Origin of the sequence: Thalassotalea sp. HSM 43, assembly GCF_004752005.1 — a bacterium.
Classification (GTDB): Bacteria; Pseudomonadota; Gammaproteobacteria; order Enterobacterales; family Alteromonadaceae; genus Thalassotalea_A.
In genome coordinates this window covers 343,932-358,269 of sequence record NZ_CP038493.1, presented here as the reverse complement: position 1 = coordinate 358,269, position 14,338 = coordinate 343,932, and the positions used below count along the sequence as shown (strand labels likewise).

Sequence of the window (14,338 nt, the reverse complement as noted above, 5' to 3'; positions counted from 1 at the left end):
ACACGGAATCTTAAAAACGAAAAACAAGAACCCGTTAACATCGGGCAGTTAACAAAACCAAACAACCAAAGGAGTACACGATGAAAGTCATAAAAACAATCGTCATCATCACGTTACTCTTTGGTGCATTCACCGCAGGCCGTTACGGCATTGCCAATGCGATGTTTAAATCCACTGAACAGCAAATTGAAATTTGGCATCGCATAAATCCTGAATCGTATCAATCTATTGAGCCACAGTACCAAGAACAATTAAGCAATATGCAAACGGTATTAATGCTACATCGCAATCCTCAGTATTTAGAAACTAAAGCGCAACTATTAGAGTGGGGCGTACGTTTACAGCTTGCTGACAAGATGGATAACCTAAACCAGGCCAACGCCTTGTATCTTGAATCAACCAAGCTCCGCCCAAGCTGGCCTGTAACCTGGGCTTCGTTAGCATTAAACAAGTGGCATATGGCTGAATTTGATAAAGACTTTGTCGTTTACCTTCTTAATGCCTACCGTTATGGTAAAAACCACCCTCAGGTTGCGCAAGTATGGCAATATGTGTCAACAGCTGTGAAGCAAAACAAACAATCCAAGCTAAGCGAGTTATTAACACCTTATGTGTCCATCATCGACTATTACGATAAAACTCTACTGACCGAACGCTAATGGCTTTTCAATCGATCCCCCTCAATCATCAAAATCAATTTTCATTGTGGGTAAATAACAATGAAGCTCTATTATTTAGTGAGCAAGAACGATCACTTGCAGCGCTAGAACCTTTGAATGTCTCGTTATTTTTAGCTATTGATGAAGGTCTGAGCAAACAACAAATCATCACACAGATAGTTCAAGACAGTGGTTTGAACGCCGATGTCATAAATGACAGTTATCAGAGTATTGCCGATATGTTCGATAACCGAAATTATCAAAGTAACGCAAACGGGCAATCGAAAACGATCACATATAGCGATGGTCGATATCCAGAATTAGACAAGCCTGCGAACACAAACGTGTCTGACGCAATTCATATTAGAGTCGCGACTTCGTATTTTGATATTGAGTGTGATGATATCGATTTGTACCGTGCCATAAATGCTTTATTTCAACCTGTGATGGCAAAAGGGGAAGATAAAGCGAATTTTGCGTTAACTATAAATAGTTCAGAGCATGAGTATCGCTTGTTGGCAAACGGCGTGTTGGTTGAACAAGTCCCTAGCGCAAGTCATATGCTGCCGGTATTAATCGACAGATTACAGATACTGGCTTATCAAAATACTGTGTACAAACTGGTGTTTCACGGTGCAGCGCTTTCTCGCTGTATTGAAGGTAAAACAACAACGGTATTATTACCGGGGGTTTCCGGAGCTGGCAAAACGACACTTGCAGCAGAGTTGAGCAGTAAAGGCTTTTACTTGCATTCCGACGAAATAATCGCTTTTGACCAAGACTTTAACATCCCGACTATTGACTTGCCGATGGCGATAAAGTCGGGAAGTTGGCCGCATTTGCATTCGCAATACACAGAACTAGCGCAAGCTCAAGAATGGTTGCGTATTGATGGCCGTCGCATAAAATACGTTTGGCCCGCTCAATTCGCGAATAAAGAATTTGCTAGTAAGAAACTTAGAAAAACTGACAGTGAACATCATCGCATATATATTTTATGTCCTGAGTTTACGCCTAAAGCAGCCGGTCGCGTCGAGCAACTCACATTGAGTCAAAGTCTGGCTTTAATGACTCATGGGGGGTATCAGCTAGGTCACGAACTGTCTAGAGAGTCAGCCGCAGAACTAATCTATTTTTTCGAAAACCTCTCGAGTTTTAAGCTCACCTATGGAACAAGCTCTGATGCTTTGCAATTGGTAGAAGACCTATGTCAGAGATAGATATCCAAATCACACCACAGCTATTGAAAGACATGGGGGTATGGCTAGGCAATGAACAAGTCATTCCTCAAGAGCTACTTGATAGACTTGATGATGAACAGCAACGCCTTAACCTTATATCGTTGTTAAATACACATTGGCTCACCGGTGCATTCACCATAAAGCTAAAACAGCATAACGCCTTTGAGGCTCTCGATGTTGAGATTAAAGCTTACCTTGAACACCTAGACTTGTTTTACCTGCAGCGTAATCAAAATATTAAAAAAGAAGTCATTTACGCCTGCAGAGTTCTAACTAAGGCCGATATACCTGTGATGGTTATAAAAGGCGCAACAGGACTTTTTAATGGTACTTTTAAGCCTTTGTCGACACGGTTTATGACGGATGTTGATTTATTGGTGCCAGAGCATTTGCAAACTAAGGCTATACAGGCACTGCTAAATAATGGCTATTGGCTTGAACAAGACGAGATGGACGTTGCGGCAGTAAATCATCACCACGCACCGCCTTTAGCGCGGGATAATCAAGGCTTGTGTTGTATTGAAGTGCATCAATGGCCAATAAAAAAACATCATCAAGCTATTTTATCAACCAAAAACACATGGCTACACGCGCAAAAATTAACACTTACCGATGAGCTTGAAGTGCTGCAAATGTCTGCAACGGACCAGGTGATATTATCGGTAGCACATTGTGAGTTATCTCATCGAGCATTTGAACACAAGCAGCTCGATTGGCGTCAATTACTTAATACCATGAGCCTAATCAATCGATATAATCAATCGATAAATTGGCACGATGTAGAATCTTCATTTGCATGTGCTGGACAAAAACACGTTCTTGACGCTCACCTTCATATTATTGAACATTTTTTTGCGACAACAACGCCAATTAATTCCAACACAAAACACGCTCAAGAGCATATTCAATCGAGTATCGATTTACTTTGTGATAAGCAGGGCAGAATTAGCCCATGGCAAACATTAGCAACAGTGCTCAAAGGTTACAGCAAAGAAAGCATTGATGTAATATACGGCGCTGACTCTTATTGGTCGCTCACCAAAGGAAGATTGCGGCACGCGGCACGCCACTTAAAAATGCTCTCCAAACCACAATATTTAACCGACTTCATCAACAGACTTCGTAATTAAATCAACGCCTTGTACACCCGTACAAAGTTGACATCAAATATATTTCAACCACACTTAAGTTGAATGCAAAAGGAATTGCACACATCAAAACGCTATTCCTAAATCATTCTTTTCATCTATTTTAAACGAAACAAATTTAACGCAACAAAAGGAGATTGATATGCGTGAATTAACTATCGAAGAATGCCAAACTATTTCAGGTGCTGGTAATTTAGACGGTTGTGAAACAGGAAGTTACTCAGAGGGTATTGCTGCTGGTACTGCTATTGGTGCTGCTACTGGCGGAGGCTTTGGTGCGGTTGTTGGTGCAGCTTTAGGTGCTTCATTCGTAGTTGGTTGGAACACTGGTGTGTACGTTAACAACCTTATCGGTCAATGCGATAGCTAGAAACTATATACGCCGTTTTCAGAACATGAAAACGGCGCTTTCTATAATGGGGAAGAAAATGATTTCAATAATAACGTCAATCACATTTATATTAAGCTTACTTTTTCTTGGGGCTGGTATTCATCGGCTAGACCTAAAAAAACTCAATAGTTTAAATTATGGTAAAGAGTTTAATTCGTCTTTAACAGACAGAGATAAAAAGGCACTAATGATAGGCTCTGTATTATTCCTCTTTTCAGTGACTATTGGTTCACCAATTGTCATATGAAATTCGAACGACTCACTGTAGGTAATCTCTATCGAATGTGGTCTCAGTTGACATCAATTATATTTCAACCACACTTAAGTTGAATGCAAACGGAATTGCACACTTCAAAACGCCATTCCTAAATCATTCTTTTCATCTATTTAAAACGAAACAAATTTAACGCAACAAAAGGAGATTGATATGCGTGAATTAACATTTTCTGAAATTGAAATGGTAAGCGGTGCTTACTCTACTGAAGAGCTTGGAGCTGCGGTTTTTGCTGGAGCAGTTGGTGGTGCTTTAGCCGGTTCTATTGCCGGTGGTGTTGGAGCTGGTCCAGGGGCCTTTTCTGGTGCTGTAATTGGTGGACTGACCTACTTAGCGCACGAAGCTTATATCGAATATTTCTCGGAATAAACATAATGGGCAGCGAAAGCTGCCCAACCAGGAGTTTATATGAATACTAAGAACGTAAATTTTTTTATTATTGCTTTAATTGGGATTGTTGTTGGAATACTAGCGACCAAGATAAACGTAATACCGCTAATTATCGTCGCTATTGTGTTAGGCGTTCTAGGGAGGTTTTTAAGCTCTTATCTAATTAAAAACTTGCCCAAAAGTAATAGTTAAAGTTTCAATGAAATTCGAACAGCTAACAGTATGGCAAAGAGCATCGAAGTTAACCTGTGATGCATACGCGGTGCTCGCTAACTGCAAAGACTTCGGTTTCAAAGATCAAATAACTCGCTCTGCTTTATCGATCCCGAGTAATATAGCAGAAGGGGAAGAACGAGAAACACATAAAGAATCTATCCGGTTTCTTTATTACGCCAAAGGCTCTGCAGGAGAGCTCGTCACCCAATTGTATATCGGCATAAAATTAAAACTCATTGAACCTACTATCGGCCTGGCGATGGTTAAGGAAACCAAAGAACTCGCAGCGATGTTAGCTAAGCTCATTAAAATTCGAAAACAAAGCCGTGATAAAGAAGTATTAATTTAATTTTTTATGAAACAGTTGACATACTCAACGAAAAAATCAAACTTGCTAGTCCCTAGTCCCTAGTCCCTAGTCCCTAGTCCCTAGTCCCTAGTCTAGTCCCTAGTCCCTAGTCCCTAGTCCCTAGTCCTAGTCCCTAGTCCCTAGTCCCTAGTCCCTAGTCCGTAACAAAATTACAAAACCTTTAAAATATCCCCAAAAACCCATAGAAAACCAAGCACAATTTCATTATACTCAAACAACTATTGTGCGCATTAAACGTGGTCTGAGCAATAAATGTTCAACGTAGTGCGACAATGATATTTAACGGCAAAAATGGTTCGTATTTGTGTCACTTTTTGCCAATAAAATAACACCGACTTTAATAATAATTTTAATACTCTGTTTGTTTCGCATTTTTATTAAAGCGATAAATCGTAGTTTCTCTTTAAACAAACAGAAAAGGGCAGTATTATGAGCACCGATTTTCAGGGTAACTGGTATGTTTTGACAAGCAAACCAAGGGACGAACAACGCGCCCATGATAATCTAGTATCTCAAGGATTTGAGGTTTTTCTGCCAAAAGTTTCAACCGTGAAAAAAAGACAAGGAATTAAGTCAGTATCTCTTGAGCCACTATTCCCCAATTATTTGTTTATTCAACTCGACCCTAAGAGCTCGAATTTCAATGCTATTCGTTCGACGCGTGGCGTTGGGAGCTTTGTGAGGTTTGGAGCGAATCATGCGGTGATTGCTAAGGACATGATTGAACAAATGAAACAAAATCAAGAGTCGGATAATTCTGCTAAAACGTTAAATGATATGTTACGTTTTCAACGCGGTGATAAGGTCGCGATTAATCATGGACCATTCGCTGGCCTTGAAGCCATATATAAAGCAAAAGATGGCCTAGAACGCAGTGTTTTAATGGTTAAAATGTTAGGACAAGAAAACGACGTATGCGTTGATAATCAACATTTTGATAAAACTGGTTAGTTAATAAACGTCACCGAAAACTGCATCCGTGCGTTTTCGGCATTCCCTACATCCGTGTAGGTCATTCCGTGCTACAACACGGAATCTTTAAAAAATATATAAAAGCACACTGAATTTACTCAGTGATAATAATAAAAACAACCGCTTTTTGGAGCCAGACCAATGGGCGGAAGCGTGTCTAAAACGATTTTTACGACTAAACTTTCAATATATTTGAATTACTCATTTACTATAAGAATAATATGCTAGTCCCTAGTCCCTAGTCCCTAGTCCCTAGTCCCTAGTCCCTAGTCCCTAGTCCCTAGTCCCTTTAAAACTATGTTCAATAAAATTCTCATTGTTTGCGTTGGTAACATTTGTCGAAGCCCAAGTGCGGAGCGATTGTTGCAGCAGCATTTGCCCAATAAAAATATTACCAGCGCAGGACTTGGTGCTTTGGTCGGGCACGGTATTGAAACGCATATGGCAGCGATACTAGAGCAACACGGGGTTAAAAGCGATGGGCATAGTGCCAAGCAGATTGGTTTAGAGTTGGTCAATGAGGTCGACCTAATCTTAGTCATGGAGAAAAAGCATCAACAATCGTTAATGCAAAAATACCCATCAGCGTCCGGTAAAATTATGCTGTTGGGTAAATGGCACAATGATGAAGAAGTCCCTGATCCGTACAGAAAAAGCCAAGACGTATTTGAACACGCCTATGCACTCATACATAAACACTGCAGCGCCTGGGCAAGCAAAATTCGCTAAGTGTTGTTTTGCGCTAAACTTTAGTGCAATTGAGTACTTGCAAGATGAATTACTCACGAATTAATGATATTAATTTAAACAGAAAAATAATTTTAGACATTACACAATCCAGTGCTTAGTACTTAGTACTTAGTTCTTGGGTTCAAGAACCTTATGAACAAACTATCAACCTTTACCGCCTCACTAATGTTATTAAGTCTTGGCGCTTGTACTATCCCAGGCGGTCACATCGAAGGCGTGCATGCCGATGACCAAGAAGAGCTTAGCGAACAAGAGCAATTTGATATCACGCAACAAGTCAATACCATTTTGATCACCCCGCAAGTTTTAAACGGCATCAAAGAGGCCGAGCCTACGGCAAGTCAAAACCCACTACTTGAAAAAGAGTTGCAAAATTATGCGTACAGTGTCGGTATCGGCGATATTTTAACCATAACGGTATACGATCACCCTGAGCTAACGACACCAGCCGGTCAATTTCGCGATCCAGAGGATGCGGGTAATTTGGTTGATGCTTCTGGAAGCATTTTCTACCCATATATAGGTCGTGTGTATGTGGCACAAAAAAGTGTGGCGCAAATACGTGAAGAGCTGACACAAAAGTTAAGCCGTTACATTGAAAACCCACAAATTGATGTAAAAGTTGCAGCGTATCGTTCGAAAAGAACCTACGTGACCGGCGCGGTTCATCAACCAAATGTCATGCCCATTGGCAATATACCTGTAACCCTATTGGATGCCATCAACAACGCTGGCGGCATTAAAGAAGATGCGGATTGGCGTAGCGTGATTTTAACCCGTGATTCAAACGATGAACGTTTGGATCTATACGCTTTGTATCAAAAAGGCGATATGAGTCAAAACCGTCTATTGCGTCATAATGATATCATTCATGTACCGCGCAACGACGCGACCAAAGTGTTCGTGATGGGGGAAGTAAAAAAAGCCGCAACCTTACCGATTCATCGCTCAGGGTTAACCTTGGCTGAAGCCTTGGGTAATGTCGGGGGTTTTGATGAAATGACCGCCGATGCCAGTGGCATCTTTGTTCTTCGCGCAAGCGATGACGCAGATAAAGTGGCCGATGTCTATCAATTGGATGCATCCAATGCTGCGGCCTTAATTTTGGCCACTCAATTTCATTTAAAGCCGATGGATTTGGTGTATGTCACCAGTGCCCCCATCGCTCGATGGAACAAAGTCATTTCCTTGCTGTTACCGACGGTTCGTGGATTGGATGACTTAAACGATTTAGAAAACGATCTGTAAGCTGAACCGCATTAGGCGTCATGAGTGATGATTTGCATTATCAATCGATTGACATAGTAAACACACATCGTCATAAACATTGTTAAGAGATTTAGCACTCAACAATAATAATAAAAATATTACGATTTTCGACCTTTCTATAAAACAAAACTATAGGGAAGTCATTTTGGACAACACTGATGAGTCAAGAGCAACTGAAACACCCAAAAAAAAGCCCTGCAACCGAGCAAGAACACGCCGATGATATCGATTTTGCGCGTTATTTTAACTTATTGCTAGAAAACAAAATGTTGATTGTGTCGGTCACGGCGGTGTTTGCGGTTATTGGCATCGTCTTTGCCTTATTGCAAACCCCGATATACAAAGCCGATGCGTTAGTGCAAATCGAACAAAAAGCCAGTGGTGTTCCAGGATTAGGTGACATGGAAGAGCTGTTTGGCGCAGAATCGAAGGCAATCACTGAAATCGAGTTGTTAAAATCTCGTAAAGTGCTGGGTGATGCCGTCGATAATTTAAAACTGGATATTGTTGCTAGACCAAAACACTTAGGTCGTTTAGGACAATACTTTGCCCGCACGTATTTAGGCAAAGATCCTGGGAACGTTTTTAACCAACCATTCATCGGTAATTTTTTCTCGAATACCTATGCGTGGGGCGGTGAGCACATCCATGTGACGCAAATGAGTGTCTCTGATAGTTATTTGGGTAAAACCTTTGAGTTGATCGCGACCGGCCCAAATTCTTTTGATTTAACCTTGAACGAAACCATTGTCTTGCGCGGTAAAACCAATTCAGTTGCCAGCAATGACGATGGCAGTGTGCAATTGTTGGTAACTGATATAAAAGCCGAATTTGGCACCGCGTTTGTGATCACCAAATTGTATCGTGCGGATGCGATTGCGCAATTGCAACGAAGCTTACAAGTGGCGGAAAAAGGTAAACAATCGGGCATTTTAACCTTGGCTTTGGAAGCCGCGGATCGAAAAAAAGCGAAGAAAACTCTAAACGCCATTGCCGATGCGTTTTTATTGCAGAACGTTAAACGCATGAGCCAAGAAGTGGAAAAGTCCATTGAGTTCTTAAACGAAGAACTGCCAAAAATTGATTCGAAACAAATCGCCGCGGAGGAGACTCTAAATCAATTTCGATTAAAAAATGATTCAGTGGATTTGACGCTGGAGACGGAATCGGTATTGGATCAATTGGTCGAGATCGACACCAAAATACATGAGCTGAGTTTCTTGGAAGTGGATATCGCGCAAAAATACACGCAAGAGCATCCGAAATACCTGTCTTTATTGGCGAAAAAAAGCGATCTTGCCGCACAAAAAGCGCGCTTAAATGCCTCAATTAAAGATTTACCAAAAGCGCAACAACAAATTTTACGTATGGCTCGCGATGTTGAGGTGAATCAGCAAATTTATCTGGCCTTACTCAATAAAGTGCAAGAGTTGAATGTAGTTAAAGCCTCGACAGTGGGGAATATCAACATTGTAGATTACGCGCAAGTTGGTCGCTTTCCTATAAAGCCTAGAAAACCATTGATTGTGGTGATTATCACTATGGTCGGCGGTTTATTGGCGGTGGCTTTTGTGATCTTAAAAGCGGCGTTTCATCGCGGTGTCACTAACCCACAAGAATTTGAAGATGTAGGGCTGACCATTTACGCCACTATTCCATTATCGGAAGAGCATATTAAACGCACACAATTGGCGAAACTGCGAGAGCGTGTCAAACGCAACAAACGCAAACAACAACGTCATGAATTACTCGCTGAAGTTAACCCGAGTGATATGGCTATTGAAGCGATCCGAAGCCTTCGCACTTCACTGCACTTTGCGATGATGGAAGCGAAAAACAATGTGGTGATGATTGCGGGTGCGAGTCCTGAAGTAGGCAAGTCATTTATAGCCACCAATTTGGCAACCGTTATTGCACAAACAGGGCAAAAAGTTTTACTTATTGATGGCGACATGCGAAAAGGCTACATGCATAAAATTTTGCAAATTCCCGCCAAACCGGGTCTATCGGACCATTTAATTGGCCAATTGACACTTGATGAGACAATCATGTCATCAGGAATTGAAAATCTAGATTTTATTACCCGCGGTGAGATACCTCCCAACCCGAGTGAACTACTGATGAGTGAACGATTTAGCAAGGTAATCTTGCACGCCTCAACAGAATATGACTTGGTTATTATAGATACTCCTCCTATTTTAGCCGTTACTGATGCTGCTATTATTGGCAATCATGCTGGTACTTCATTGATGTTGGCGCGTTACGATCAAAGCCCACTGAAAGAAATCATCACTGCTACCAACCGATTTGACTTAAATGGCGTGGAGATTAAAGGGGTGATATTTAATGCGGTGGAAAAACGTAATTCCAATTACGGCTATTATAATTATGGCTATGAGTATAAATAGGGTGCATTAGGATCTAATACTCAAACCACTTTTTAAATGCAACACTCGCAACGCGCATAAAAGCACATTCAATACAGCGACCGCCGCAACATAATGAAACGAGAATGAGCTTGGAAAAAACTGCTTAATCTAAGAAAAAGCTGTCAAATTGAAAATGTAACGGGTAAGCACTAAATCTAATATGGACACTAACTATGATCGCTCTAAATAGTCCTCTAACACCTGACTTGAAAAAACTTCAAAAATATCTTGAAAAAATAAATGATAACGGGTGGTATACCAACTTCGGGCCTTTACATGATGAATTAACAGAAAAACTTGAAGATTACTTGGGCGTTAAGAACTTATTGTTAGTTAATAACGGTACTTCTGCATTGCAAGTCGCGGCAAAAACACTTGGCTCCGAGTCTATACTATCGACACCATTTAGTTTTGTGGCTACGGTGAGTGCCTTTGAATGGCAAGACAATAAGGTGTCCTTTAGCGATATCGATAGGCGCAGTTATAACCTTTGCCCTAAATCTGTCGAGGAAGCTTTTTACAAAGGCTGCAACGTTGATACTGTTGTCGCCACACACGTTTACGGTAACCCATGTGATGTAGATGCCTTTGAAAACATAAAATCACAACGCAATGTCAAAGTCATTTATGATGCGGCGCATGCATTTGGCATCAAAGTTAGAGGACAATCCGTTTTAAATTACGGTGACGCAAGTACGCTTAGTTTTCATGCGACAAAAGTTTTTCATACGGTAGAAGGCGGCGCTATCGTCTTTAAAGAGAAAGAAAATTTTGAAAAAGCGAAAGAACTGATTAATTTTGGTATAAAGCCTGGGCGAGGAATTGTTGAAACAGGAATTAACGCAAAATTGAATGAATATCAAGCAGCAGTTGGATTAGTTAACCTCGAAGAAATAGATAATGTTATAGAAAATAGAGCACATTTGTTTCATACCTACTGCGCAGGCTTGAAAGATTTTGTTGAAATACTTAAATGGCATCCAGAAGCAAATGCAAATGGTGCATATATGCCGATTAGACTAGAAAGTCAGGCACAACTGAAAAGAGTAAGTGAGGCATTAACTGAGTGTAATATTCAACACCGCCAATATTTCTCGCCTTCATTAGATACTGTTTTTCATCAAAACGTTAATTACGGTTGTTCAAACAGTAAATTCATTTCAGACCGAATGTTGTGTTTGCCTTTGCACGCTTATGTAACGAAACAAGATATATCTACAATAATTGAAACTGCTAAAAAAGGACTGTAATGACGGATTTTAAAATGAAAGACGCTTTTCAGCCCCAAACATTCACTTTATCGAATATATTGAATGCTTTGCAGGATTTAAACATTCATTTCGAAGTATCTAACAAAGAAGATACTCAATTACGCTCTCTTGCTTTTAAAAGCCTAATGAATGTTGACAAATCAGGAATCTATTTTGTCGAAAACGTTTCGTATTTATCAAAGTTTGATGATTACGATTTTAATGGTTCGACTTTCATAACAAATGCTGCTGTTGAGCTAGAACATGTAACTTCAATAGTGGTATCTTCACCTCAAGCTGTTTATTACCAATTGATGAATGAGTTAGTTGCTACGCAAAGTGATTATGGTATTCACCCAACAGCAATCATATCTAAAGAAGCAGTAATCCACCCTCAGTCTTACATAGGCCCTTTTTGTGTCATTGGACATGCGATAATTGAGAAAGATGTTCGGTTAGAATCTCATGTTGTTGTAAATGATAAAGCTTACATTGGCGAAAGAGTGGTTATTGAATCGCATTCAACTATTGGTGCAACAGGCGTAGCCTGGGTGCGAGATCCAATTACTAATGAAAAAATAAGGCAACCTCAAATAGGTGGTGTGATCATTGAAAACGATTGCTTCTTAGGGTCTGACATTTCGGTTGTGAGAGGATCCGTTAATGAAAATACAACAATTGGTCGCTACAGTGTTATCGCTCATGGCAGCAAAATTGGCCATGGTGTATCGATAGGTGTAAATGTACATTTTGCAAATAATGTTTCTATTGCAGGTAATGCGGTTATAGGTGATGACGCGTTTCTTGGTTCTTCTGCAGTGGTAAGACCTAAAGCATTTATTGCTGAAGGTACTGTCGTTGGAGCAGGTGCTGTTGTTACTAAAGATATCAGAGAAACGCACTGCGTTGTATCCGGTGTGCCAGCAAGAAAAGTAGATAGAAAAACGGTGCTAAGTGGTGTGCCAAGATAAATTAATAAGGACATGTATGAACACTTCAGTTATATCAGAAAAAGCTAAAATTGGTAAAAATGTAACAATCGGCCATTGGTGCGTAATCGAAGATAATGTAACAATTGGCGATAATACAGTTATAAAGAACTTTGTAGAGCTGAGAGCGGGAACAGTGATTGGAGAAAACTGTGTGATTGATTCTAGAGTTTCTTGTTCTGGGGACTGTATTATAGGGAGCGGGGTCACTATCAGATATGACTCTATAATCGCTAGAGGATGCCAAGTAGGTGATAATACATATATTTGCCCAAGAGTTATGACCAATAATTTAGATACAGGAAAAGAAGCCATTGGTGGTGCGCATTTTGGTGCAAACTGCTTTATAGGGACAAATACGGTTTTACATCATGGAATTTTAATCGGAGATAATGCAGTTACAGGCGCTATGTCTTTCGTGAATAAAGATATACCTGAAAATGAAATTTGGTTTGGAAACCCTGCTAAGTTTGCAAAACATAGAGATTGATTTATGACTGTTGCGGTAATGCAGCCCTATCTTTTTCCTTATATAGGGTATTTCCAATTAGCTCACCATAGTGACTATTTTGTGTTTTATGATGATGTGAATTTTATAAAAAGAGGGCATGTTAATAGAAATAGGATCCTAAATAATGAGCAGGCTTTGAGGTTTACCCTTCCTGTACTCAAAGCTTCGCAAAACGCAAAGATCAACGAATTGTTTTTCGATATCGATGTTTATAAATTACTAAAAACAATTTCTCATAGTTATAGTAAAGCCCCTTTTTTTGAAGAAATATATGAGCTAGTAGAGAGAGTAGTTAAAGATGAAAATAGAAATGTTGCGAAACTTGCGAGTAATTCTGTAAAGGAAGTTTTTGAATACTTAGGATTGGAAAAGAAATTTTATTACTCAAGTGAACTTAACTATGATCGTACATTATCCGCAGCAGATAAATTATGTGAAATAACAAAACTACTAAATGATGTGCACTACTGTAATTCAATTGGTGGGTTGGATTTATATGAAAAAGAGCATTTCGCACAGAAAGGAATTAGCTTAAGTTTTATTAGCACAAAACATTTATCATACGATCAAAAAATCAACGGATTTGTGAAAGATTTGTCAATCATTGATGTATTGATGTTCAACTCTATTGAAGATACTAAAAAGCTTTTTGAGGAGTATCATATCATATGAAAAAAGTAGCTCTCCATTCAGTTCCAAGATCTGGTTCATCATGGCTAGGGGAAATTATAAATAGTTCGGAAGCTGTAAATTATTCATATCAACCATTGTTTTCTTTTAAGTTTAAATCAGTAATAAGTGAACAGAGCTCCTTAAGTGAAATAAATGATTTTTACGAAAAGATATGCTTGTCAGATGACAACTTTCTTACGCAAGAAGAAGCGAGAACTAATGGAATAAAACCATGTTTCGAAAAAAAGGGTATATCACATATAGTGTACAAGGAAGTACGTTATCATTACATTATTGAAAACTTGTTAAATAAAGACCCAAATCAGAAAGTTATAGGCCTTGTACGCAACCCTTTATCTGTTTTAAATAGTTGGAAAAGTGCACCTAGGGAGTTTCGTACGGATTTAAATTGGGAATTCGAAAAAGAGTGGGATAAAGCGCAGCTAAAAAATTTAGGAAGAAAAGAGGAGTATTTTGGTTACCAAAAATGGAAAGAAGTAGCTCTATTATTTCAATCACTGCAAGATAGGTATAGGGATGGTTTTTTACTTGTTAAATATTCTGATTTACTGAATGACACTCAATCGGAAGTGGAAAAAATATTTAAGTTTCTAGAATTAGAATTGTCACAACAGACTTTATCCTTCATTAATCGTTCTGCGTCGATTCAAATTGATGATACTTATTCTGTGTTTAAAACTAAAAGTATTGTTGACGATAATTGGAAAAATAGCATACCTAATTACGTTGTAGAAAGTGTCACTAAAGATTGTAATTCTAATGGTTTATCTGAATTTTTATCCTAAG

At 39.4% G+C, this 14,338-nt stretch carries 15 protein-coding genes; all 15 read left to right on the top strand.

What is annotated here, in order from left to right:
* Window positions 1-80 precede the first annotated feature (80 nt).
* The 15 genes from E2K93_RS01625 (at window position 81) to E2K93_RS01555 (ending at window position 14,337) form a co-directional block, all read left to right on the top strand.
* The gene (locus tag E2K93_RS01625; RefSeq protein ID WP_135437411.1) at window positions 81-659 is read left to right on the top strand and encodes a hypothetical protein; all 579 of its coding nucleotides are present in this window, start codon (window positions 81-83) and stop codon (window positions 657-659) included.
* Window positions 659-1,879, top strand: coding sequence for a hypothetical protein (locus E2K93_RS01620; RefSeq protein WP_135437410.1), 1,221 nt, complete (start codon window positions 659-661; stop codon window positions 1,877-1,879). Before E2K93_RS01625 ends, E2K93_RS01620 begins: the two co-directional genes overlap by 1 nt.
* A complete protein-coding gene (locus tag E2K93_RS01615) occupies window positions 1,867-3,030 on the top strand; it encodes a nucleotidyltransferase family protein (protein WP_135437409.1) in 1,164 nt (387 codons plus the stop codon). Before E2K93_RS01620 ends, E2K93_RS01615 begins: the two co-directional genes overlap by 13 nt.
* A 160-nt stretch (window positions 3,031-3,190) precedes the next feature.
* Window positions 3,191-3,418, top strand: a complete 228-nt coding sequence (locus E2K93_RS01610) for a hypothetical protein (RefSeq protein WP_135437408.1) — start codon at window positions 3,191-3,193, stop codon at window positions 3,416-3,418.
* A 448-nt stretch (window positions 3,419-3,866) separates the two neighbouring features.
* Window positions 3,867-4,082: a hypothetical protein gene (locus E2K93_RS01605; protein WP_135437407.1), complete on the top strand. Its 216-nt coding sequence runs from the start codon at window positions 3,867-3,869 to the stop codon at window positions 4,080-4,082.
* A gap of 220 nt (window positions 4,083-4,302) precedes the next feature.
* A complete protein-coding gene (locus E2K93_RS01600; protein ID WP_135437406.1) occupies window positions 4,303-4,668 on the top strand; it encodes a four helix bundle protein in 366 nt (121 codons plus the stop codon).
* 450 nt (window positions 4,669-5,118) lie between these two features.
* Window positions 5,119-5,640 (top strand): transcription/translation regulatory transformer protein RfaH, encoded by a 522-nt coding sequence (gene rfaH, locus E2K93_RS01595; RefSeq protein WP_228445440.1) that lies wholly within the window; start codon window positions 5,119-5,121, stop codon window positions 5,638-5,640.
* A 318-nt stretch (window positions 5,641-5,958) separates the two neighbouring features.
* On the top strand, window positions 5,959-6,390 hold the full coding sequence (locus E2K93_RS01590) for a low molecular weight phosphotyrosine protein phosphatase (protein ID WP_135437404.1): 432 nt from the start codon (window positions 5,959-5,961) through the stop codon (window positions 6,388-6,390).
* A 153-nt stretch (window positions 6,391-6,543) separates the two neighbouring features.
* Window positions 6,544-7,659 (top strand): polysaccharide export protein, encoded by a 1,116-nt coding sequence (locus E2K93_RS01585; protein WP_135437403.1) that lies wholly within the window; start codon window positions 6,544-6,546, stop codon window positions 7,657-7,659.
* Window positions 7,660-7,838: 179 nt separating this feature from the next.
* Window positions 7,839-10,088, top strand: coding sequence for a polysaccharide biosynthesis tyrosine autokinase (locus E2K93_RS01580; RefSeq protein ID WP_135437402.1), 2,250 nt, complete (start codon window positions 7,839-7,841; stop codon window positions 10,086-10,088).
* A 194-nt stretch (window positions 10,089-10,282) separates the two neighbouring features.
* Window positions 10,283-11,359: a DegT/DnrJ/EryC1/StrS family aminotransferase gene (locus tag E2K93_RS01575; protein ID WP_135437401.1), complete on the top strand. Its 1,077-nt coding sequence runs from the start codon at window positions 10,283-10,285 to the stop codon at window positions 11,357-11,359.
* Window positions 11,359-12,330 (top strand): DapH/DapD/GlmU-related protein, encoded by a 972-nt coding sequence (locus E2K93_RS01570; RefSeq protein ID WP_135437400.1) that lies wholly within the window; start codon window positions 11,359-11,361, stop codon window positions 12,328-12,330. The genes E2K93_RS01575 and E2K93_RS01570 overlap by 1 nt, the downstream gene beginning before the upstream one ends.
* Before the next feature lie 16 nt (window positions 12,331-12,346).
* Window positions 12,347-12,838, top strand: a complete 492-nt coding sequence (locus E2K93_RS01565) for a DapH/DapD/GlmU-related protein (protein ID WP_135437399.1) — start codon at window positions 12,347-12,349, stop codon at window positions 12,836-12,838.
* Window positions 12,839-12,841: 3 nt separating this feature from the next.
* Window positions 12,842-13,531, top strand: coding sequence for a WbqC family protein (locus E2K93_RS01560; RefSeq protein ID WP_135437398.1), 690 nt, complete (start codon window positions 12,842-12,844; stop codon window positions 13,529-13,531).
* On the top strand, window positions 13,528-14,337 hold the full coding sequence (locus E2K93_RS01555) for a sulfotransferase domain-containing protein (RefSeq protein ID WP_135437397.1): 810 nt from the start codon (window positions 13,528-13,530) through the stop codon (window positions 14,335-14,337). The genes E2K93_RS01560 and E2K93_RS01555 overlap by 4 nt, the downstream gene beginning before the upstream one ends.
* Window position 14,338 lies beyond the last annotated feature (1 nt).

Coding starts and splice junctions, on each gene's coding strand:
- E2K93_RS01565 (WP_135437399.1), top strand. CDS start 12,347: ATGAACACTTCAGTTATATCAGAAAAAGCTAAAATTGGTAAAAATGTA.
- E2K93_RS01610 (WP_135437408.1), top strand. CDS start 3,191: ATGCGTGAATTAACTATCGAAGAATGCCAAACTATTTCAGGTGCTGGT.
- E2K93_RS01585 (WP_135437403.1), top strand. CDS start 6,544: ATGAACAAACTATCAACCTTTACCGCCTCACTAATGTTATTAAGTCTT.
- E2K93_RS01605 (WP_135437407.1), top strand. CDS start 3,867: ATGCGTGAATTAACATTTTCTGAAATTGAAATGGTAAGCGGTGCTTAC.
- E2K93_RS01600 (WP_135437406.1), top strand. CDS start 4,303: ATGAAATTCGAACAGCTAACAGTATGGCAAAGAGCATCGAAGTTAACC.
- rfaH (WP_228445440.1), top strand. CDS start 5,119: ATGAGCACCGATTTTCAGGGTAACTGGTATGTTTTGACAAGCAAACCA.
- E2K93_RS01615 (WP_135437409.1), top strand. CDS start 1,867: ATGTCAGAGATAGATATCCAAATCACACCACAGCTATTGAAAGACATG.
- E2K93_RS01575 (WP_135437401.1), top strand. CDS start 10,283: ATGATCGCTCTAAATAGTCCTCTAACACCTGACTTGAAAAAACTTCAA.
- E2K93_RS01560 (WP_135437398.1), top strand. CDS start 12,842: ATGACTGTTGCGGTAATGCAGCCCTATCTTTTTCCTTATATAGGGTAT.
- E2K93_RS01620 (WP_135437410.1), top strand. CDS start 659: ATGGCTTTTCAATCGATCCCCCTCAATCATCAAAATCAATTTTCATTG.
- E2K93_RS01570 (WP_135437400.1), top strand. CDS start 11,359: ATGACGGATTTTAAAATGAAAGACGCTTTTCAGCCCCAAACATTCACT.
- E2K93_RS01555 (WP_135437397.1), top strand. CDS start 13,528: ATGAAAAAAGTAGCTCTCCATTCAGTTCCAAGATCTGGTTCATCATGG.
- E2K93_RS01625 (WP_135437411.1), top strand. CDS start 81: ATGAAAGTCATAAAAACAATCGTCATCATCACGTTACTCTTTGGTGCA.
- E2K93_RS01590 (WP_135437404.1), top strand. CDS start 5,959: ATGTTCAATAAAATTCTCATTGTTTGCGTTGGTAACATTTGTCGAAGC.
- E2K93_RS01580 (WP_135437402.1), top strand. CDS start 7,839: ATGAGTCAAGAGCAACTGAAACACCCAAAAAAAAGCCCTGCAACCGAG.